Here is a 19,509-nt window from a genome sequence, read left to right on the forward strand (position 1 = left end):
TAGGTTTGTTAATCTTTGTAATATTCTACCTGAGAATTTTAAGCGTTTATTACCGTGTCTGATACCTCTCTCCTATCCGAAGTCGCCCTGACGCTGCTGCCCGGCATCGGGCCGCTGGTCACGCGCCAGCTGATTGGCTACCTGGGCTCGGCCCAGAACGTACTTAATGCCGGCCCCAACCAGCTGCTGAAAGTGCCCGGCGTGGGCCCGGCGCTGGTGCAGGTGCTGCGCAACAGCACCCAGGCCCTGCGCCAGGCCGAACAGGTGCTGCACCGGGCCGAAAAAGACGGCGCCCGCCTGCTCTACTACACCCGCCCCGACTACCCCGCCCGCCTGCGCCCCGTGCCCGACGCGCCGGTGCTGCTCTACTACCAGGGCACGGCCGAGCTGAACAACACCCGCACCCTGGCCGTGGTGGGCACCCGGCAGGCCACCGACTACGGCCGCGAGCAGACCGAAAAGCTCATCAAAGGCGTGGCGCCCTACCAGCCGCTCATCGTCAGCGGGCTGGCCTACGGCATCGACATCGTGGCGCACCGGGCGGCGCTGCAGGAAAACCTGCCCACGGTGGCCGTCATGGCTACGGGGCTGGACTCGATTTACCCGCCCGCCCACCGCCGCACGGCCGAAAAGATGCTGGAGCAGGGCGGCGGCCTGCTCACCGAATTCACCTTCGGCACCCCGCCCGACAAATACAACTTCCCCGCTCGGAACCGCATCATTGCCGGCCTCTGCGACGCCACCGTAGTAGTGGAAGCGGCAAAAAAAGGGGGCGCGCTCATCACCGCCGAGCTGGCCCAGGACTACAACCGCGAGGTGCTGGCCGTGCCCGGCCGGCTCGATCAGCCCGCTTCGGAGGGCTGCAACCACCTGATCCGCAGCCAGCGGGCCGCTATCTATACCGGGCCGCAGGACGTGGAGCAGCTCCTGAACTGGGACGGCGCCCTGCAGCCCGCCGCCGTGCCCGTCGGGCTGAATCCGGCCGACTTCACACCCGAGGAGTTCAGCCTGCTCGAAATCCTGCTGGCTCATAAGGAAAAGCAGATCGACGAGTTGAGCTGGCAGGCTCAGCTGCCCATCAACCAGGTATCGACCTTGCTGCTGGGGCTGGAGTTTCGGGGCGTGGTACGGGCGCTGCCGGGCAAGAAATTCGCGCTGGTATAGTACTATTCCGAAGCTGTTGGATCAGCTTTTTGCCGTAATTTTCCGCCCGCTTTTCATTTTCCTCTTTTATCATTTTTTAGCAGACTGTTTATGCAAACAGCTCGACTCATTGTGGTAGCGGGCCTGCTGGCCCTGTTTGGCCGCCCGGCCGTAGCCCAGACCCTCGACCCTACCTTTACCCCACTGACTGCGTACGCCGCCGGCACGGTGTACGCGGCCCTGGAGCAGCCCGACGGCAAACGCATCGTCAACGGCGCCTTCTCGCGCATCAACGGCACCCCCGTTAGCTCCCGGCTGGTACGCTTCAATGCCGACGGCAGCCTCGACAACGCGTTTCTGCAGAATGTGGGCGCGGCCACGGCCGTGCAGCGCATGCACCTGTTCAGCAACGGGCAGGTGCTGCTGATCGGCTTCGGCGGCTCGGCCATGACGGCGGGTGGCGTATCGCGCAGCGGGGGGCTGCTGCGCCTGAACGCCGACGGCACCGGCGACGCCAGCTTCGACGCCGGCTCGGGCCCGACCAGCCAGCAGTATAACGTTACGTACCTCGACGACGCGGCGGCGCTGCCCAACGGCAAGGTGGTGGCCGTGGGGCCTTTCGACCACTTCAACGGCGCCGCGACCAACAACATCGTGGGCCTGAACGCCAACGGCACGCTGGACCCCAGCTTCAATCCCGGCACCGGCGCCAACGAAGAAGTACTAACCATCGTGCCGCTGCCCTCGGGCAAAATGCTGATCGGGGGCTACTTCACCAGCTACAACGGGTATAACTGCGACGGCCTGGCCCGCCTCAACGCTGACGGGAGCTTCGACACGAGCTTTACCGCCACTACCAACGGCGGGGTCGAGAACATCACGGTGCAGCCCGACGGCAAAATTCTGCTGACGGGCTCGTTTTACCCCGCTACCACCAACGTTACCCTCATTCGCCTGAATGCCAACGGCACCTCCGACAACACCTTTACCGCACCAACCCAGGCCTACTTCCCCGCTTCCTATTACGGCGACGCCATCCAGGTGCAGGCCGATGGCAAGATTGTAGCGCTCGGCGGCAGCGGCGGCAGCCCGTACCTGACGCGCCTTACTGCCAATGGCGCCATTGATGCCTCCTACCAAGTGGGCAGCGGGCCGAATACCGTACCGTACTCGCTCACGGCGCTGGCCAACGGCGGCATGCTGGTGGCGGGCAATTTCAGCAACTTCAACGGTACGCTCGACCGCACCCTGATCCAACTCACCAGCGCCGGTGCCGTCGACGCCGCGTTCCAGCCGAAAATTCAAACCAATGCCGGCATCTACGCCGTGGCGCGCCAGGCCGATGGGAAGTACGTCGTCGGGGGCACCTTCACCGAAATCTACGGCCAGCCGGCCCGGCGCCTGGCTCGCATTAACGCCGACGGCTCGCTGGACCAGCCGTACGGCTATAACGCCGGGGGCCTGGATGCTACCGTCAACGACATCGTGCTGCAAAACGGGGCAGCCCTGGTGGCGGCCGGCACGCAGGTGCGCCGCTACCTGAGCACCGGGGCCATCGACAACACATATACCACCGGGGTAGCCAGCGGGACGGTGAACCGCCTGGTGCTGCAGCCGGACGGCCGCTTATTGGCTGGGGGTGGCTTCAGCATCTACAACAACCGCACTGCCCCCGGGCTGGTACGCCTCGACGGCGCTGGGGTTTACGATGCTACTTTCGCCCCGGTCACGACCGGCGCCAACTACATTATCCAGTTCCATAACATGGCGCTGCAGCCCGATGGCAAGCTGCTGGTAGCCGCGTACGCCCGCACGACCGGCTCGTCCACCTCGCGCGTCATGCGTCTGCTGGCCAACGGCACCGTTGACGCCAGTTTTACCGCCCTGCCCCTTACCAACACGAGCGGCGCCAACTCGTCGGGTTACCGCGCCAACGCCCTGGTGCTGCAGTCCGACGGTAAAGTTCTGCTGGGCGGTGCCTTCGGCGCCGTGGGTGGCACGGCCCGCGCCAACCTGGCCCGCCTGAACGCCGACGGCACCCTCGATTCCGGCTTCGTGCCCGCGACCCTCACCGGCACGGTCTTCAGCCTGGCCTCACAGCCCAACAACCGCATTCTGGTCGGCGGTACTTTCACCAGTACGGCCGGCCTACCCACGAACCTGGCCCGCCTGAACCCCGACGGCACGGCCGACGCCAGCTTCGCCGCTACCGCCGTGCCCAACGGCACCGTGCGTAGCCTGCTGGTGCAGCCCGACGGCGCCATCGTGGTTGGCGGCCTCTTCAACGCCCTGAGCGGGCAGTCGGACCACGCGCTGGCCCGCATTACGGCCCCGAACGTGCTGCACGCTGCCCTGCCCCAGGCCGTGGCCGACCGCACCCAGGCCTGGCCGGTGCCCGCCCGCACCACCCTGCACGTGAGCCTCGACCCGGCCGCCCGCGCCCAGACGCTGGAGCTGCTCGACGTGCTCGGCCGCCCGGTGCGCCGCCAGGCGTTGGGCACCGCCGCCGATGCCACCGTGGCCGTCGACGGGCTGCCGGCCGGCCAGTACCTGCTGCGCGTCAACTACGCCCAGGGCACGGTCTCGCGCCGCGTCAGCGTGCAGTAAACACCTGCTTCACCGCTTTCCGAAAAAGGATGAGCCGGCGGGCTCATCCTTTTTTTTCGTGGCGTGTGCGCCGACCGGGCTATTTTGCCGGCCTATGTCCCTGGTTTTATTCGACGGTGCGCTGCTTCCGGCTGCCGACCTCGCCCTGCCGCTGCCCAACCGTGGCTTGCAGTTCAACGACGGCTTTTTCGAAACGCTGGTGCTCCGCAACGGCCACCTGCGCTATGCGGCCGACCACGCGGCCCGCATGCGCTGGGCGGCCACCGCCCTGCATCTGCACCTGCCCGCGGCCCTGAGCACGCCCTCGGGCCTGGAACAAACCATGCGGCACCTGGCCGACGCCAATGACTTAACCGCGGCGTGCCGCCTGCGGCTGCAGCTTTGGCGCGGCGGCGGCGGGCTCTACGCCCCCGTGACGGCCGCTGCCCACTGGTTGGTCACGGCAGTGCCGTTCGAGGCTGGACCGACCACACCCGCCCGGGCGGCCTTCGCCGGCAGCATCCGCACGCATTTTTCGCCGGTGTCGTTTTGCAAGGGGCCCTACGCGCTGCATTATGTGCTGGCCGCCCAAGAGCGCGCCGCCCGGGGCCTCGACGACCTGCTGCTGCTCGACGGGCAGGGTCACGTGGCCGAGGCAGTGGCGGCGGCGGTGTTCTGGCTACGGGAAGGGGTGTTGTACACGCCGGCCCTGGAAAGCGGCTGCGTGGCCGGGGTGCGGCGGGCCCACCTGCTGCGGGTGGCGCAGCAGCGGAGCCTGCCGTGTCAGATAGGTTTGTTTCCGGCCGAGGCGGTGCTGGCGGCCGAGGTGGCCTTTACGGCCAACGTCGCCGGTATCCGGCCATTGGCCAGCATTGGCGAAACGCCGCTGGCCACAATGCATCCGCTGCTGGAGGCGCTGCGGCGCTGGGAGGCCGTTTAGGCGGCCGAAGCGCGCCGCCGGCGGCGCATGCGCAGCCAATCGGCTTGGAACTCCGCCAGGTCGGCTTCGGTCACGTCGTTGACGGTGAGAATTTCGGTGCGGGACTGCCGGCCAAGCTCCAGGGCGTACAACGCTATGAGCACCCGGTGGCGGCGGGGCAGCGGAGCGGAGTCAGCGAACAGGTGTGGGTTGGTGAATTTCACGGCGGTAGTGGAGTCTGCGCCGTTTGATTGGATTCTGGCGGACAGGTTTAATTTCCCCGGTGCAAAGATCAAGCCTTTTTTTGGAGTCATCATCATACTGGCCGCGTTTGTGTTCCGAAATTTATCCTACAACGCTACAAGCCGTGCAAATGATGCATCCATTTTAAAAAAATATGATTCTACCCCAAGAACATAAGCACCAAGCGCTGCTAAAAGCGCTTTTGATGATAGCTAATATTTTATTTTACAGAATCTTTTACACTGATATATTCGAAATATTGAGCTTAATATTCTAAACAAAGTACCAATCAAGAACAAGCAAGCCCCCGACAGCGACGCAAGGTGCTGACCGGGGGCTCATCTGGGATAAAAACCTGCTCGCCGAAGTTGCCTACACGGCCACCGGGGCCTTGATGGCCGGCCAGGGGTCGTAGTTTTCCAGCTTGAAATCCTCGTACCGGAAGCCGAACAGATCGTTTACCTCCGGGTTCAGGCGCATCTGCGGCAGGGGGCGCGGCTCCCGGCTCAGCTGCTCCCGCGCCTGGTCCAGGTGGTTGGAGTACAGGTGGGTGTCGCCGCCGGTCCAGATAAACTCGCCGGGCTGCAGGCCGGTGACCTGGGCCACCATCAGCGTGAGCAGGGCGTAGCTGGCAATGTTGAAGGGCACGCCGAGGAACACGTCGGCGCTGCGTTGGTAGAGCTGGCAGGAGAGCTTGCCGTCGGCCACGTAGAACTGAAACAGGGCGTGGCAGGCGGGCAGCTTCATGGCCGGCAAGTCGGCCACGTTCCAGGCCGACACCACCATGCGGCGCGAATCCGGCTGATTTTTCAGCTGCTGCAGAATCTGGCTGATCTGGTCGATGTGGCCGCCGTGGCCGTCGGGCCAGCTGCGCCACTGGTAGCCGTAGACGGGGCCCAGGTCGCCGTTTTCATCGGCCCACTCGTTCCAGATTTTCACGCCGTTCTGCTGCAGGTAAGCCACGTTGGTATCCCCTTTCAGAAACCAGAGCAGCTCGTGAATAATACTTTTCAGGTGCGCTTTCTTGGTGGTAACCAACGGGAAGCCCTGGCTCAGATCAAACCGCATCTGGTAGCCAAAGACCGACATGGTGCAGGTGCCGGTGCGGTCGGTTTTGAGCGTTCCGGTGTCGAGAATGTGCTTGACGAGGTCGAGGTACTGCTTCATGCGGCGGGTGAGGTTGGGGTAGTCGACAAAAATAGGAAAAGCCGCCTGGGATGAAGGCGGCTTTTCGTTTGAAGCTCGATTTGTATAGTTTATTCTTCCCGCCGCAACTCCCGTCACTACTTTTGCGCTACCTGCCTTATCCTCGGTACAACTCCTACCCGCCCCACCGGGCTTTATCCCTGGTTTTTCCGCTACTTAGCTTTACCCGCCCAGCCCTTCTTCCAAACCCGACTCTCCCGCCGCTTTGCGAATACTTCTGCTCCTTCTCCTGCTTGTTCCGGTTGCAGCCTTTAGCCAGCATTTTCGCAAGGTGGTTCCCAAACGCGGCGACGTGATTTCGACGCTGCTGGTGCGCCACGGGCTGAATCCACGGTATTACGAGCGGGAGTTTGTGGCGCTGAACAAGCCGCTGCTGGGGCCGCGCAACAGCCTGCGGGCGGGCAAAGCCTACCGCCTGCCGCTGCGCAAGACGGCGGCGCAGCTGGCCGCGAAAAAGCCCACGGCGGCTAAAGCATCGACGGCCGCGCCGGCCGAAAAAGTCAAGGCGGTGAAGGGCCGCAGCGGCAGCACGGCCCTGCTCTTTGGCAAATACGGCCGGCCCTCGGCCAGCGACCAGGCCCTGGGCGGGGCCGTGTTCTACCTCATGTCGGGGCACGGCGGGCCCGACCCGGGCGCGGTGGGCCAGTACGGCACCTACAAGCTGGCCGAGGACGAGTACGCCTACGACGTGACCATCCGGCTGGCCCGGGTGCTGATGGAGCACGGCGCCACCGTGCACATGATCGTGCAGGACCCCGACGACGGCATCCGCGACGAGGGCGTGCTGAAGATGGATTCGGACGAGCTGACCTACCCCAACCTGACCATTCCGCTGAGCCACGTGGCCCGCCTGCGCCAGTACACCAACGCCGTCAACCGCCTGCACGGGCGCTACGGCAAGAAAACCTACCAGCGCATGATTACCATCCACGTCGACAGCCGCTCGGCGGGCCTGAACACCGATGTGTTCTTCTACCACCACGAGAAAAGCGCCGTGGGCCTGCGCCTGGCCAAGAACATACATCAGGTGTTCAAGCGCCGCTACCTGCGCTACCAGCCCAACCGGCCCTACGTGGGCACCGTCTCGCCGCGCACCAGCCTGTACGTGGTGCGCAACAGCTACGCGCCTACCGTGTTCATCGAGCTGGGCAACATCCGCAACAGCAAGGACCAGCGCCGCTTCGTGCTGGCCCAGAACCGGCAGGCCCTGGCCAACTGGATCTGCGAGGGCGTCATCAACGACTACCAGCGCAAGACGCTGGAGGGGCAGTGAGGTAGCGTGCCTGTAGCGCGAACCGCAGGTCGACGTAGTCAACTTTTAGTTCGCGCTACAGGCAAACGGCCCCGCGTCAGCTGGTGACGCGGGGCCGTTTGCGTTGGGCAAAGGGTGCTTACTGCGCGACGGGCTTGGCGGCCGGGGCGGTGGAAGCGGCGGCCGAAGCACCTTTCTTCATGCAGCAGGCGGGGGTGCCGGCCGTGGCGCCTTTCGAAGCGCAATGGGCTTTCATCTCGGCCGAGCAGTTTTCTTTCTTCGCGCCTTTCTTGTCTTTGTCTTTGCCGTCGGTGGCGGAGGCGGTACCGACGAAGGCGAACAGGGCCAGGGCGAGCAGGGCGTTTTTCATGGGGCGGAAATGGAGAGGTGGAAAAGGAAACAAAAGCCGGAAAAGGGTGGTTGGCTCAGCGCCGGCCCTAATCTACGCAACGACTTCGATACCGCCGCCGGCCCCGCATAGTTCCCCCGCCTCTGCTACCCCGTGCTCCAACCCCGCTCCCTCAGCCTGCTCACCCTGGCCGCCCTGGCCCTGCTGGGCCTGCTGGCCCTCACCGGCCTGCTGCGCCTGCGCTTCAACTACAATTTCAACGACTTCTACCCCACCGGCGACCCGGACCTGGCCTACTACCAGGACTACGCCCGGCGCTTCGGCAACGACAATGACTACGTGCTGGTGGGCCTGCAGGCCCCGGCCGGCCGCACCGTGTTCGACGCCGGCTTTGCCCGCCGCGTCGATGCGTTTACGCGCTTTGCCCAAGGGCAGCGCAACGTGCGGCAGGTGGTGTCGCCCACCACGGCCAGCAACCCCATCGTGGAGGGCCTGGGCGTGTTCAACGTGCCCTACCTGCACCTCGACCAACTCGGCCGCGACCCGGCCAGCCGCGCCCGGGACTCGGCCCTGATCTACCGCACGCCCGGGCTGGTGGGCAACCTCTTCGCCCCCGACGCGCGGGCCGTGGCCGTGGTGCTGCAAACCACGCCCGACCTCAAGAAGCCGCCCGGCGACACGCTGCTGGCCGCGCTGCGCGGGGAGCTGCGCCGCCTGGGCATTGGGGACGAGCAGATTCACTTCGGGGGCAAGATGGTGGCGCAGTCGGTGTTTGTGGACCGGCTGCGGGTGGAAATGGCGGTGTTCGTGTCGCTTTCGGTGCTGCTGGTGATGGGGCTGCTCTGGCTCACGTTCCGGGCCTGGTGGGGGGTGGTGCTGCCCCTCTCGGTGGTGGCCGGGGCCACGGTGGGCGGACTGGCGCTGGTGGGCTGGTCGGGGGCGGGCATCGACTTGATGACCGCCCTGCTGCCGGTGATGATGTGCGTGGTGGGCATTGCCGACTCGGTGCACCTGCTCACGCGCTACGTGACGGAAACCGGCGAAGGCACCCCGACGGTGCCGGCCCTGCGCATCAGCATGCGGGAGTCGATGTTTGGCTCCGGGCTGTCGGCCCTGACGACTTCGCTGGGCTTTTTCACGCTCACGACCAGCCACATCCGCCCCATTCACAACTTCGGGCTGTACACGGGCCTGGCGGTACTGATTGCCTACGCCCTGTCGTTTACCTTGCTGCCGGCCCTGCTGGTGCTGCTGCCGCGCCCGCAGCAGAAGTTCGGGGCCGGGCGCAGCTGGGACGGACCGCTGATGCGCCTGCTCGCGTGGGTGCTGCGCCGGCGGGCCCTCATCGTGGGCGCGGCGGCGGTGCTGGTGGTGGGCGCCCTGACGGCGGCCTCGCAGGTGCGCATCGAGTCGCGGCTGCTGGACGACTTGGCCGACGACGACCCGGTGCAACTGGACTTCCGCTTCTTCGAGCGGGAGTTTGCCGGCGTGCGCCCCTTCGAGCTGCACCTGCTCCCGCAGGGCGGGCGCACCGTCTACAGTCTCGACGTGCTGCGCGAAACCGAGGAAATCGAAACCTACCTGCAACGCCAATACGGCCTGCGCTTCGTGGCCTCGCCGGTGACGGTGGTCAAGTCCCTGCGCAAGGCCCTGAATGGCGGGGCCCTGGAAGAGTACCGCCTCCCCGATTCGGAGGCCGAGCTGCAGCGCCTGCTGCGGCGGCTGCGGCCGTTTCGGAAGAAGCCCGAGTTTCGGGCCCTGGCCCTCGACGACGCCCGGCAGGGCCGCCTGACCGGCCGCATGCCCGACCCGGGCAGCACGACGGTGGCCCGCCTGAACCGGGGGCTGCAGCAATTCCTGCGCACCCACACCGACCCGGGCGTGCTGCGCACCCGCCAGACCGGCTCGGCCCTGCTCATCGACAAGAACAACCAGAACCTCACGCGGGACATGCTGCTGGGCATCGGGATGGACGTGGTGATGGTCACCATCATCGTGCTGGCGCTGTTCCGTTCCTTCCGCATGGTGCCGGTGGTGCTGATTCCCAACCTGCTCCCTATCGTGGTGGTGGGCGGGGTGATGGGCCTGTGCGGGGTGCCCATGAAAGTCAGCACCAGCATCATCTTCACCATTGCCTTTGGCATTGCCGTCGACGACACCATTCACTTCATCACCAAGCTGCGCCTGATGCTGGGCAAAGAGCCCACGGTGGAAGCGGCCGTGCGCCACACCTACCGGCTGGCCGGCAAGGCCGTCATCGTCACCTCCCTCATCCTGGTCGGCGGTTTTAGCACCCTGCTCTTCTCCTCCTTCGACGGCACGTTCTACGTGGGCCTGCTCATCGGCCTGACGCTGCTCTTCGGCGTGGTGGCCGAGCTGACGCTGCTGCCCATCCTCATTCTGCATTTCTACAAGAAGCCCCGCGTGGGCCGGGCCCGACACGCGGCCACGCGGTAAGGCCCCGGCCGACGGTTATACCCTTGCCGCGAATGGCGACAGCGTATCCGCACGGCCCGACCCTGCTGCCGCCGTTCGCGGCAGTAGGTACTACGATGTATTTCCTACTGCCGCCATTCGCGGAAGCATGTACTACAGTGTAGTCCCAGCTGCCGCCGTTCGCGGCAGTATGTATTACGGCGTAGTCCCTGCCGCCGCCATTCGCGGCAGTATGCACTACGCCGTAGTTCCTGTTGCCGCCGTTCGCGGAAGCATGTACTACGACGTAGTCCTAGCTGCAGCCGTTCGCGGAAGTGTATCTGGCGCTTCCGACCCTGCTCCCGAATGATTCGGATATATGGTCGACGCTTCCGACCACGTTCCTGAATCATTCGGATGCAGGGTCGGAGGCGTCGACTACGTCGCCGGATTTTTCGACCTGACTTGGGTAGAGCTGCCGGCCAGGTGGGTAGGCGGGGGACGGGTAGCCGGGGACGAAGTTGGTAGCCGAGTCGGGGGCCGGGGAGCGGCGGCCCTTCGTTGATGGCATCTGAGCGGTGGCGGGCGGTGTCGGCGGAGCTGCGGGAAGTGGCCTTTTTGGCCCAGTACCCAACCAGCGCGGCCGGCCTACGTACTTTTGCCCAGCTATGAAATACCCCGTTTGCCTGCTGCTGGCCGCCACGCTGGCGTTTCCGTCCGTTGCCCAAACGCCCCCGCCGCCCGACGACGCGGTGCCCGGCCTGATCCGGGAGCGGGAGCAGCTCATCAAAGAATACGAGGCCGCCAGCGCCCAGCGCAACGCCTTTCTGGCCAACAAGCCTTCCAAGAAAGACCTGGAGGAGGTCATCGGCGCGCTAAAGGGCATCATCCGCAAGGATTCCGAAATCGTGCAGGCGCTGAAGGCCGGGGAGCTGCGCCGCCAGGCCAGCATCGTGGCCGAAAAGCAGCAGGCCGTGCAGCAGGCCACCGTGGCCCAGACCGACCAGACCTCCACCAAGGAGCGGTTCTACGACCTGGAAAACCAGATTGCCAACCTGGAGCTGCGCGACAAGCAGCGCGAGAAAAAACTCCGCGAAGCCGAAGCCGCCGCCCACGACGCCCAATCGGGCCGCACCACGCCCCAGCTGCTGGCCGTGGGCCTGGCCCTGCTCAGCCTGGGCCTGCTGGGCTACGTAGCCAAGCTCCGCGGCCGGCTGAATGGCGCCCCCCGCCGCAGCCCTAAGCGCCGCTAGCGCCGGCTGGATACTCAGAACGTCATCCTGAGCGCAGCGAAGGACCTTCCTCGCACCCTGCACCGCCGCCGCCTACGAAGTGCAGACGCTTTTCCAATAATGCCGAAGCGCGGCCACCATAGCTCATACATTGGGCGTTGGTGGCTGCGCTTGGGCGTTGGTGCAGGGTGCGAGGAAGGTCCTTCGCTGCGCTCAGGATGACGTTCTGGAATAGCAGCAATGCGTTCAGCCACTTTGGCGGCGCCTCCGGCTGAACGAATTAGGTACCAGCCCGCCTCGCGGCCCCTACCTTTACGCCGATGCTCGTGGTAGCCGCCGAATACCTGACGTACGCCGAGGCCGTGGGCCTCTACCACCGCCTGCACGACGAGGCCGCCATCGTGAGCCTGGTGAAAAACTACGGCCCGGCCACCCTGCCCTTCGGCGACGGGCTGTATTTCCGCCTGCTCATCGAAGAAGCCGACGTGGGGGCGGCCCAGGCCATCGTGGAGGAGTTTGAGCAGCGCCGCACCGAGCGGGCCGCCGTGCGCTGCCCGCGCTGCGGCTCCTACCAGGTGTGGCCCGCCCCGGCCGGGGCCCGGCCCTGGTACAAGCGCCTGTTCTATGCCGGCACCACCCTCTACCACTGCCAGCACTGCGGCTACGACTTTTCGGCCTGAGCCGCCCCCGCCGTTGGGGGCGGCGTGGCCGGCCGCTGCTATCTTGCCACCGCCTATGGCCGTAGCCCTTCTATCTATTCCCTGCTGCTGATGTGGACCGAAGACCAGGCCCGCGCCCTCGTACCCGATGCCGGCACGCTCAAGCGCGGGCTGGAGCTGGCCACGCCGCCCAAGTGGCAGCACCTGGGCCAGACCGATACCGCCGCCTGGGGGGAGTGCCAGGGCAGCGGCGCCAAGCCCTACCAGACCGGCATCGACCTGACGGAGCTGGCGTTTAAGTGCTCCTGCCCCAGCCGGGTGTTTCCGTGCAAGCACGGCGCGGCCCTGCTGCTGCTGCTGGCCCGCCAGCCCCAGCTGTTCGGGCCCGCCCCCCCGCCGCCCTGGCTGAAGGAGTGGCTGGACAAGCGCCAGCAAACTCAGGCGAAGAAAGCGGCGCCCGCCGCCGCCCCGGCGGCCCCGGCCGAAGCGCCCGCGCCGGACGCGGCCCCGGAGCCGGCGCCGGGGGTGGCCGTGAGTGCGGCCCGGCTGGAGCGCATGCAGCGCGGGGCGGCTGAGCTGCAACATTGGCTGCACGATTTGATCGGGGCGGGCCTGGCCCAGACGGAGAAGCGGCCCGCCAGCTTCTGGGAAAACCAGGCTGCCCGCCTCGTGGATGACCAGCTACCGGGGCTGGCCACCGCCCTGCGCGAGCTGCCCGACCTGCGCCACCAGGGCCCCGACTGGCCCGCCCGCCAACTGGCCCGCCTTGGTGAGCTGTACCTGCTGGCCGCCGCCTTCGGGCGCCTGGCCGAGCTGCCCGAGGCCCTGCGCGCCGACGTGCTGCAGCTGGTCGGGGTGAACGTGAAGAAGGACGACGTGCTCGGCCGCCAGCCCGCCGTGGCCGACAGCTGGCAGGTGCTGGGCCAGGTGACCAGCGAAGAAGACCGGCTGCTGGCCCGCCGCAGCTGGCTGTGGGGCCAGCGCACCGGCCGCTACGCCCTGGTGCTCGAATACGCCTTCGGTGGGCAGGCCTTCGGCACCGCGCTGGTGCCCGGCGGGCAGTACCGGGGCGAGTTGGCCTTCTACCCCGGCGCCCGCGCCCTGCGCGCCGTGGTGGGTTCCACCTGGACGTTCGAGGGCCTGCACGACGACCTGCTGGCCCCCGGCCTCGCCCCCGCCGAGCTGCTCGACGCCTACGCCACCGCCCTGGGCCAGCTGCCCTGGCTGCGCGAGTGGCCCGCCACCCTGGCCGGCGTGGTGCCCCGGCCCGGCCCCGACGGCACGGTGCAGCTCGGCCACCCCGGCAGCGGCGCGCTACTGCCCCTACACCCGGCCAGCGAACTGGGCTGGGAGCTGCTGGCCGTCAGCGGCGGCTACCCCATCACCGTATTCGGCGAATGGGACGGCCGCGCCCTGCTGCCCATCACCTACACCGGCGCCGCCGCGCCCTCCACCCCGTCCGCCGCACCATGAACCCTTCCTCCGACTGGCAACAGCTGCTGCAGCTGGCGCTGCTGGGCACCCGCCACGGCGGCGGGGCCCCGGTGCCCGCCCTGCCCGAGTTGCCCGCCCCGCCCGACGCCTCCCGCGAAGCCCAGGTGCTGCGCAGCGCCGGCGCGCTGGGGCTGCTGCACCGGGCCGGCTACCAGTCGGCCACTGCTACCGAGGCCCCGCCCGCCGCAGCCGGCCCCGAAACCCAGCCGACCCTCGGCCCCCAGGGGCAGGATGCGCTGCGGCAGCTGCTCGGCGGCCACCACGCCGAGGTGCTGCCCGACTACCTGCGCGAGCTGGCCCGCCACGGCCGCCGCGTGCCGCACCGCCTGCTGGTGTCTTTGCTCGACCACGCCCACGGCCGCCCCGAGCTGCGCGAGGCCACGGCCGCCGTGCTCGGCGAGCGGGGCCGCTGGCTGCTGGGCCTGAACCCCGCCTGGGCCGCCCAGCACGCCGCCACCGCCGCCGATGATACAGCTTGGGACAACGGCACGCCCGCCCAGCGCCGCGACTACCTGCTCGGCCTGCTCCCGCGCGACCCGACGCGCGCCCGCGCATTGCTGGCCGCCGCCCTGCCCCAGGAGCCGGCCCGGCAGCAGGCGGTATTGCTCGGCACCCTGGCCGCCCAGCCCGAGGGCCTGCTCGCCGCCGACGCCGCCCTGCTGGAGCCCTACCTAGCCTCCAAAAGCAAGGACGTGCGCCAGCAAGCCGCCAGCCTGCTGGTGCGCGTGCCCGGCAACTCCCTGGTGGACCGTCTCTGGCAGCACGCCGCGCCCCTCCTCACCCTGAAAAAGCCGCTGCTGGGCGCCGCCCGCCTGGAAGTCAGCCTGCCCGAAGCCTGGGTGCCCGCCTGGCAGGCCAACGGCATCGAGCCCAAAGACGGCCGCTTCAGCGGCGAAAAAGCCGCCTGGCTGGGTCAGCTGCTGGCCCTGCTGCCGCCTACCTGCTGGGCCGCCCACTTCGGCCAGACGCCCGACCGGCTACTCGCCCTGGCCGCCGATGGCGAGTGGGCCGCCCTGCTGCTGACGGCCTGGCGCCACGCCCTGCAACTGCACCGCGCCGCCGACTGGGCCCGCGCCTACCTCGTGCTGCAGCTGGAGCGCGACGACGTGCCCCCGCTGCCCACCGACGCGCTGGCCGAGCTGCTCAGCCCCGCCGAGCTAACCGAAATCCTGCTGGCCCAGCTGCCCCGCCAGCCCCGGCTCAGCCAGCCCGAGGCCCACTGGGAGCAGCTGCTGCTGAGTTTGCCCGCCCCCTGGCCCGCGGCCCTCACCGAGCAGGCCCTGCGCATCCTCGATAACACGCTGACGGTGCCCGCCGCGGGCCAGCGCTACGCCCTGCATTACCGCCTCACGCAGCTGCTGCGCCACATGCAGCTGGTGGTGCCGCCCGGGCAGTACGCCCGCTGCGCCGAGGTGCTCAGCCCGCTGCGCGAAGTGGAAACCAACCTCCACAACCCCATCAACCAGCTGCTCGACACGCTGTACTTCCGCCAGCAGCTGGCCGCCACCCTCACCGAGCCGCCCGGCGCGGACAGTTGACGGGGTAGCGCACAATAGAACGTCATCCTGAGCGACGCGAAGGACCTTCCTCTAACCAAGCACCGCCGCCAACACCCAAGTACTGATGCTAGAACAGTTGCAGACCAACTATACAACGCCCTTTACCTCAGGGTTCGTCGCTGGGACTTATCCGTTGGTGCAGGGTGCGAGGAAGGTCCTTCGCTGCGCTCAGGATGACGGGCTGGTGGCGCGCTGGAATGCTCCTCACGACGTAACAAACCTCCTCCAAACCCAGCCCAGTCGCAGCCGGTAACCAGACCCAACGGTCGTCTTCGTCATCCGCCCTCCCTTTATTTACGCTTTACCTTCTCCGCCATGGCCGCCACGCCCAACACCGATAACATCCTGCGCCCCCACGCCGAGGTGCAGTACGCCGAAGAACTAGCCGCCCTGCGCGCCGCCGACGACCGGCCTAAACCGCCCGGCTGGCAGCTCTCCCCCTGGGCCGTGGTGACCTACCTACTCGGCGGCCAGCTCGACAACGGCTTCGCCATCGAGCCCAAGTACATCGGGCAGCGGCGGCTGATGGAAATAGCCGTGGCCACCCTGGCCACCGACCGCGCCCTGCTGCTGCTGGGCGTGCCCGGTACGGCCAAAAGCTGGGTATCGGAGCACCTGACGGCGGCCATCAGCGGGCACTCGAACCTGCTGATTCAGGGCACGGCCGGCACGTCGGAGGACGCCATCCGCTACTCCTGGAACTACGCCCGCCTGATTGCCGAAGGACCCTCGGCGGCGGCGCTGGTGCCCTCGCCCCTGCTCAAGGGCATGCAGGACGGGGCGCTGGTGCGCATTGAGGAGCTGACGCGCATCCCGGCCGACGTGCAGGATACCTTGATTACGGTGCTGTCGGAAAAGGTGCTGCCGGTGCCGGAGCTGGCCACCGAGGTGCAGGCCACGCGCGGCTTCAACGTCATTGCCACCGCCAACGACCGGGACAAGGGCGTGAACGAGCTGAGCAGCGCCCTGCGCCGCCGCTTCAACACGGTGGTGCTGCCCCTGCCCACTTCGGTGGCCGAGGAAGTGCAGATTGTGCAGAGCCGGGTGGAGAAAACCGGCCGGGCCCTGCAGCTGCCGCCCACCACGGCCGCCCTGGAGCAGATCAGCCGCCTGGTGACCATCTTCCGCGAGCTGCGCGGCGGCGTGACGGAGAACGGCAAAACCAAGCTCAAAAGCCCCAGCGGTACGCTTAGCACCGGCGAAGCCATATCGGTGCTCAACAGCGGCCTGGCCCTGGCCGCCTACTTCGGCGACGGCACCCTGCAGGCCGCCGACCTGGCCGCCAGCCTCACCGGCGCCGTGGTGAAAGACCCGGTGCAGGACCGCGTGGTGTGGCTGGAATACCTGGAAACCGTGGTGAAGGAGCGCGACGGGTGGAAAGATTTGTACCGAGCCTGTCGGGAGGTGGTGGAGTAAACAGTAACGGTTTTATGAACTTACTCCGCCTGCACAAAAACTTGCTGCCATTGCTGGCCTTGGCCGCGTTGTGCCTGTACACTATTCTGGTAACGCTTTTCAGTAAAGTGTACTACGAGGGAGCTTACTTCACCCGGACTTTTGACTTCCGCCATTACCTGGCTTTTGCCGCCGTGGCGCTGAACCTGGTTGTGTATTTCTGCGCACGACCCTGGTTTAAGTTCACGCTTATCGGTATGCTGTTGCCGGGGCTGCTGGATTTGCTCAGCTTCACGCCGGACCGGATCAGCCTTGGCTTTGGCGTAACGGATGCGTTTCGGCTGAGCATTCAGCCGCTCTCATTGCTGTTCATCGCGGCTTATTACTTCCTCAATCGCACCAGCTCCCGGCGCTTCTTGCGGGCTTATGTTCTGCCAGCTCCCACGCAGCAGCGGGCCACTCACTATCAGGAACAGGTAACACAGTTCAAGGCTACGTTGGGCCGGAAGCCGGATGACAGCTTGCGCCTGATGCTGCACGACGAAAAGCTGGTTGCTGCGGCGCGGGAAGCGGCAAAGCAACTGCTGCACGAAAGGGAAAACACGAAAAGTTCGATTTCCGGAAAGACTGAGAATTAACCGCATCTCGACCCGCTAGCGGCTTCTGACCTACATGCCCACCGACCTGCGCCTCTTCGGCATCCGCCACCACGGCCCCGGCAGCACCGCCTCGCTGCTGCAGGCCCTCGACGCCTACCAGCCCGACATCGTGCTGCTGGAGTGCCCCGCCGACGGTGAAAAGGCCCTGGCCGAAGTAGCCAACGCGGCCCTGCAGCCGCCGGTAGCCCTGCTCGTCTACAACCCCAAGCAGCACCAGCAGGCCACTTTCCTGCCCTTCGCCTACTTCTCGCCCGAGTGGCAGGCCGTGCGCTGGTGCCAGCAACACGGCGCCCACCTGCGCGCCTTCGACCTGCCGATGACTCTACGCTTCGCCCTGCCCGACTCGGTGGAGCACCTGCCCGGCGAAGCTTTCCCAATAGAAATCCAAGAAGTACCCGCAGAAGAGGCCGACGAAGCTGCCCAGGCCGCCGAAAACGAAGCCGCGCCGTCAGGCTCCCCCGCTCCCTCGGAGAGGGGGCCGGCCCCGGGGGGTGAGACTCCGTTGCGCCTCGACCCCATTGCCCACCTCGCCCGGCTCGACGGCTACGCCGACGGGGAGCGGTGGTGGGAAGCGCGCATCGAGCACTCGGCCGGCCACGCCGACGCCTTCGAGGTGGTGCTGCAGATGATGACGGCGCTGCGCGAGGAGCTGGCCCAGCCCGAATCGGCGGAAACCCTGCTGCGCGAGGCCTACATGCGCGAGACGCTGCGCAACACGCTCAAGCAGGGCTACCAGCGCGTGGCGGTGGTGTGCGGGGCCTGGCACGCGCCCGTGCTGCGCGCCGAGGAGCTGCCGGCCTACGCCAAGGACGACAAAGCCCGGCTCAAGGGGCTGAAGAAAGCGCCCACCGAAGCTACCTGGGTGCCCTGGACCTACGAGCGGCTGGCCCGGCAGTCGGGCTACGGAGCGGGCGTTTTGTCGCCGGCCTGGTACGAGCTGCTGTTTGAGCAGCCCCACGCGCAGGTGGTGACGCACTGGATGGTGCGGGCGGCGCACCTGCTGCGGGCGCAACAAATCGATGCCTCGTCGGCCCACGCCATCGAGGGGGTGCGGCTGGCGGAGGCGCTGGCGGCCGTGCGCGGGCTGGCCCTCCCGGGCATCGAGGAGCTGCAGGAAGCGGCGGTGAGCATCTTTGGGGGCGGTTACGCCGAGGCGCTGGAGCTGGTGCACCAGCAGCTGGTCATCGGTGAGAAGCTGGGCGAGGTGCCCGAGGAGCTGCCGGCCTCGCCGCTGCAGCAGGATCTGGCGCTGCAGCAGAAGGCCCTGCGCCTCAAGCCCGAGGCCGCCGCGAAAACCCTGGCCCTGGACCTGCGCAAGGACACCGACCTGGGCCGCAGCCACCTGCTGCACCGCCTGCAGCTGCTCGGGGTCCGCTGGGGACGGCCGCAGCGGGTGTCGGGCAAGAGCGGCACCTTCCACGAGGTGTGGGAGCTGCAATGGAAGCCTGAGCTGGTGCTGGCCGTGCTCGAAGCGGGTCGCTGGGGCAATACCATCCTCACCGCCGCCAGTGCCGCCGCCGGCCACCGCGCCCACGAGGCCCAGGACCTGGCCCAGATCAGCCAGCTGCTGGAAGAAGCCCTGCGCGCCGACCTCGCCCCCGCCCTGCCGGCCCTGGTGGCCCGGCTCGAAACCATCAGCGCCGGCACCCGCGACGTGGCCCACCTGCTGGCCGCCCTGCCCCCGCTGGTGCAGGTGCTGCGCTACGGCAACGTGCGGCGCACTGAAGCCGGGCAGGTTGTCCAGGTGGTGCACCACCTGGTGCCGCGCCTCTGCATCTCGCTGCCCCTGGCCACCACCGGCCTCGACGTGGACGCCGCCCGTGCCCTGCTGGAACGCCTCGAAGCGGCCCACCAGGCCGTGGCCCTGCTGCCCGACGACGCCCAGCAGGCCGACTGGTACGCCGCCCTCAGCACCGTGGCCCGGCAGCCGGCCAGCAGCGGCCTGCTGGCCGGGGCCGCCGCCCGCCTGCTCTTCGACGCTCAGCAGCTGGCCCCCGACGACACCGCCCGCCTGCTCGGCCTGGCCCTGGCCCCCGCCCAGCCCACCGACTACGCCACCGCCTGGATCGAAGGCTTCCTGCGTGGCTCGGGCCTGCTGCTCATCCACAACCGCGTGCTTTTCGACCTGCTCGACTCCTGGCTGGCGGGCCTGGCGGAAGACGTTTTCCAGGAAACCGTGCCCCTGCTGCGCCGCGCCTTCACCGATTTCAGCCCGCCCGAGCGGCAGCAGGTGCTGGCCCTGGCCGTCAGCGGCCCCGGCACCGGCCCGGCCACTCAGCTCGTCGAGGTGGATATGGAGCGCGGGCGGCGGGTGCTGCCGGTGCTGCGCGAGCTGCTGGGTGTGGCCTGAAACCTTTCGGCGGCACCGCTGCCCGGCTTGGTCTACTATCATTCTTTC

15 protein-coding genes are annotated in these 19,509 nt (G+C 67.4%); 12 read left to right on the forward strand and 3 right to left on the reverse strand.

Features of this window, described 5'->3' with window-relative positions; genetic code table 11:
- Positions 1–54 precede the first annotated feature (54 nt).
- The 3 genes from dprA (at position 55) to FDY95_RS14355 (ending at position 4,669) form a co-directional block, all read left to right on the forward strand.
- A complete protein-coding gene (dprA, locus tag FDY95_RS14345) occupies positions 55–1,164 on the forward strand; it encodes a DNA-processing protein DprA (protein ID WP_138078651.1) in 1,110 nt (369 codons plus the stop codon).
- A 90-nt stretch (positions 1,165–1,254) separates the two neighbouring features.
- Entirely contained in the window at positions 1,255–3,750 is a 2,496-nt protein-coding gene (locus FDY95_RS14350) for a T9SS type A sorting domain-containing protein (RefSeq protein ID WP_138078653.1), read from the forward strand.
- Between the two features lie 94 nt (positions 3,751–3,844).
- A complete protein-coding gene (locus FDY95_RS14355; protein ID WP_171025684.1) occupies positions 3,845–4,669 on the forward strand; it encodes an aminotransferase class IV in 825 nt (274 codons plus the stop codon).
- Here the strand turns inward: FDY95_RS14355 and FDY95_RS14360 are convergent.
- Together FDY95_RS14360 and FDY95_RS14365 are read right to left on the reverse strand one after the other, a co-directional pair.
- On the reverse strand, positions 4,666–4,872 hold the full coding sequence (locus FDY95_RS14360) for a hypothetical protein (RefSeq protein ID WP_138078657.1): 207 nt from the start codon (positions 4,870–4,872) through the stop codon (positions 4,666–4,668). The two genes, FDY95_RS14355 and FDY95_RS14360, sit on opposite strands and share 4 nt — an antisense overlap.
- A 391-nt stretch (positions 4,873–5,263) precedes the next feature.
- Complete coding sequence (locus FDY95_RS14365; RefSeq protein ID WP_138078659.1) at positions 5,264–6,058, reverse strand: thymidylate synthase; 795 nt, start codon at positions 6,056–6,058, stop codon at positions 5,264–5,266.
- A gap of 310 nt (positions 6,059–6,368) precedes the next feature.
- On the opposite strand from FDY95_RS14365, the gene FDY95_RS14370 reads away from it, so the two are divergent.
- Positions 6,369–7,370 carry an N-acetylmuramoyl-L-alanine amidase family protein gene (locus FDY95_RS14370; RefSeq protein WP_246074038.1) on the forward strand — a complete coding sequence of 334 codons (1,002 nt, stop codon included), beginning with the start codon at positions 6,369–6,371 and terminating at the stop codon, positions 7,368–7,370.
- Positions 7,371–7,488: 118 nt separating this feature from the next.
- Here FDY95_RS14370 and FDY95_RS14375 read toward each other — a convergent pair whose 3' ends face one another.
- Positions 7,489–7,719, reverse strand: coding sequence for a hypothetical protein (locus tag FDY95_RS14375; RefSeq protein WP_138078661.1), 231 nt, complete (start codon positions 7,717–7,719; stop codon positions 7,489–7,491).
- Between the two features lie 132 nt (positions 7,720–7,851).
- Between FDY95_RS14375 and FDY95_RS14380 the strand changes: the two genes are divergently transcribed.
- The 8 genes from FDY95_RS14380 (at position 7,852) to FDY95_RS14415 (ending at position 19,461) form a co-directional block, all read left to right on the forward strand.
- Positions 7,852–10,155, forward strand: coding sequence for an efflux RND transporter permease subunit (locus FDY95_RS14380; protein WP_138078663.1), 2,304 nt, complete (start codon positions 7,852–7,854; stop codon positions 10,153–10,155).
- A 626-nt stretch (positions 10,156–10,781) separates the two neighbouring features.
- On the forward strand, positions 10,782–11,366 hold the full coding sequence (locus tag FDY95_RS14385; protein ID WP_138078665.1) for a hypothetical protein: 585 nt from the start codon (positions 10,782–10,784) through the stop codon (positions 11,364–11,366).
- Positions 11,367–11,665: 299 nt separating this feature from the next.
- Positions 11,666–12,025 carry a hypothetical protein gene (locus tag FDY95_RS14390; RefSeq protein ID WP_138078667.1) on the forward strand — a complete coding sequence of 120 codons (360 nt, stop codon included), beginning with the start codon at positions 11,666–11,668 and terminating at the stop codon, positions 12,023–12,025.
- 90 nt (positions 12,026–12,115) lie between these two features.
- Positions 12,116–13,477: an SWIM zinc finger family protein gene (locus FDY95_RS14395; protein WP_138078669.1), complete on the forward strand. Its 1,362-nt coding sequence runs from the start codon at positions 12,116–12,118 to the stop codon at positions 13,475–13,477.
- Positions 13,474–15,036 (forward strand): DUF5691 domain-containing protein, encoded by a 1,563-nt coding sequence (locus tag FDY95_RS14400; protein WP_138078671.1) that lies wholly within the window; start codon positions 13,474–13,476, stop codon positions 15,034–15,036. Before FDY95_RS14395 ends, FDY95_RS14400 begins: the two co-directional genes overlap by 4 nt.
- A gap of 336 nt (positions 15,037–15,372) precedes the next feature.
- Entirely contained in the window at positions 15,373–16,473 is a 1,101-nt protein-coding gene (locus FDY95_RS14405) for an ATP-binding protein (RefSeq protein WP_138078673.1), read from the forward strand.
- Positions 16,474–16,487: 14 nt separating this feature from the next.
- The gene (locus FDY95_RS14410; protein WP_138078675.1) at positions 16,488–17,090 is read left to right on the forward strand and encodes a hypothetical protein; all 603 of its coding nucleotides are present in this window, start codon (positions 16,488–16,490) and stop codon (positions 17,088–17,090) included.
- 34 nt (positions 17,091–17,124) lie between these two features.
- Positions 17,125–19,461 carry a DUF5682 family protein gene (locus FDY95_RS14415; protein ID WP_138078677.1) on the forward strand — a complete coding sequence of 779 codons (2,337 nt, stop codon included), beginning with the start codon at positions 17,125–17,127 and terminating at the stop codon, positions 19,459–19,461.
- Positions 19,462–19,509: the final 48 nt, after the last annotated feature.

Origin of the sequence: Hymenobacter jeollabukensis (genome assembly GCF_005771675.1) — a bacterium.
Taxonomy (GTDB): domain Bacteria; phylum Bacteroidota; class Bacteroidia; order Cytophagales; family Hymenobacteraceae; genus Solirubrum; species Solirubrum jeollabukense.

What these genes read in the sequence shown, in the direction of transcription:
- FDY95_RS14400 (WP_138078671.1), top strand. Translation starts at nt 13,474, where the DNA reads ATGAACCCTTCCTCCGACTGGCAACAGCTGCTGCAGCTGGCGCTGCTG.
- FDY95_RS14350 (WP_138078653.1), top strand. Translation starts at nt 1,255, where the DNA reads ATGCAAACAGCTCGACTCATTGTGGTAGCGGGCCTGCTGGCCCTGTTT.
- FDY95_RS14405 (WP_138078673.1), top strand. Translation starts at nt 15,373, where the DNA reads ATGGCCGCCACGCCCAACACCGATAACATCCTGCGCCCCCACGCCGAG.
- FDY95_RS14375 (WP_138078661.1), bottom strand. Translation starts at nt 7,719, where the DNA reads ATGAAAAACGCCCTGCTCGCCCTGGCCCTGTTCGCCTTCGTCGGTACC.
- FDY95_RS14385 (WP_138078665.1), top strand. Translation starts at nt 10,782, where the DNA reads ATGAAATACCCCGTTTGCCTGCTGCTGGCCGCCACGCTGGCGTTTCCG.
- FDY95_RS14365 (WP_138078659.1), bottom strand. Translation starts at nt 6,058, where the DNA reads ATGAAGCAGTACCTCGACCTCGTCAAGCACATTCTCGACACCGGAACG.
- FDY95_RS14390 (WP_138078667.1), top strand. Translation starts at nt 11,666, where the DNA reads ATGCTCGTGGTAGCCGCCGAATACCTGACGTACGCCGAGGCCGTGGGC.
- FDY95_RS14355 (WP_171025684.1), top strand. Translation starts at nt 3,845, where the DNA reads ATGTCCCTGGTTTTATTCGACGGTGCGCTGCTTCCGGCTGCCGACCTC.
- FDY95_RS14410 (WP_138078675.1), top strand. Translation starts at nt 16,488, where the DNA reads ATGAACTTACTCCGCCTGCACAAAAACTTGCTGCCATTGCTGGCCTTG.
- FDY95_RS14395 (WP_138078669.1), top strand. Translation starts at nt 12,116, where the DNA reads ATGTGGACCGAAGACCAGGCCCGCGCCCTCGTACCCGATGCCGGCACG.
- FDY95_RS14415 (WP_138078677.1), top strand. Translation starts at nt 17,125, where the DNA reads ATGCCCACCGACCTGCGCCTCTTCGGCATCCGCCACCACGGCCCCGGC.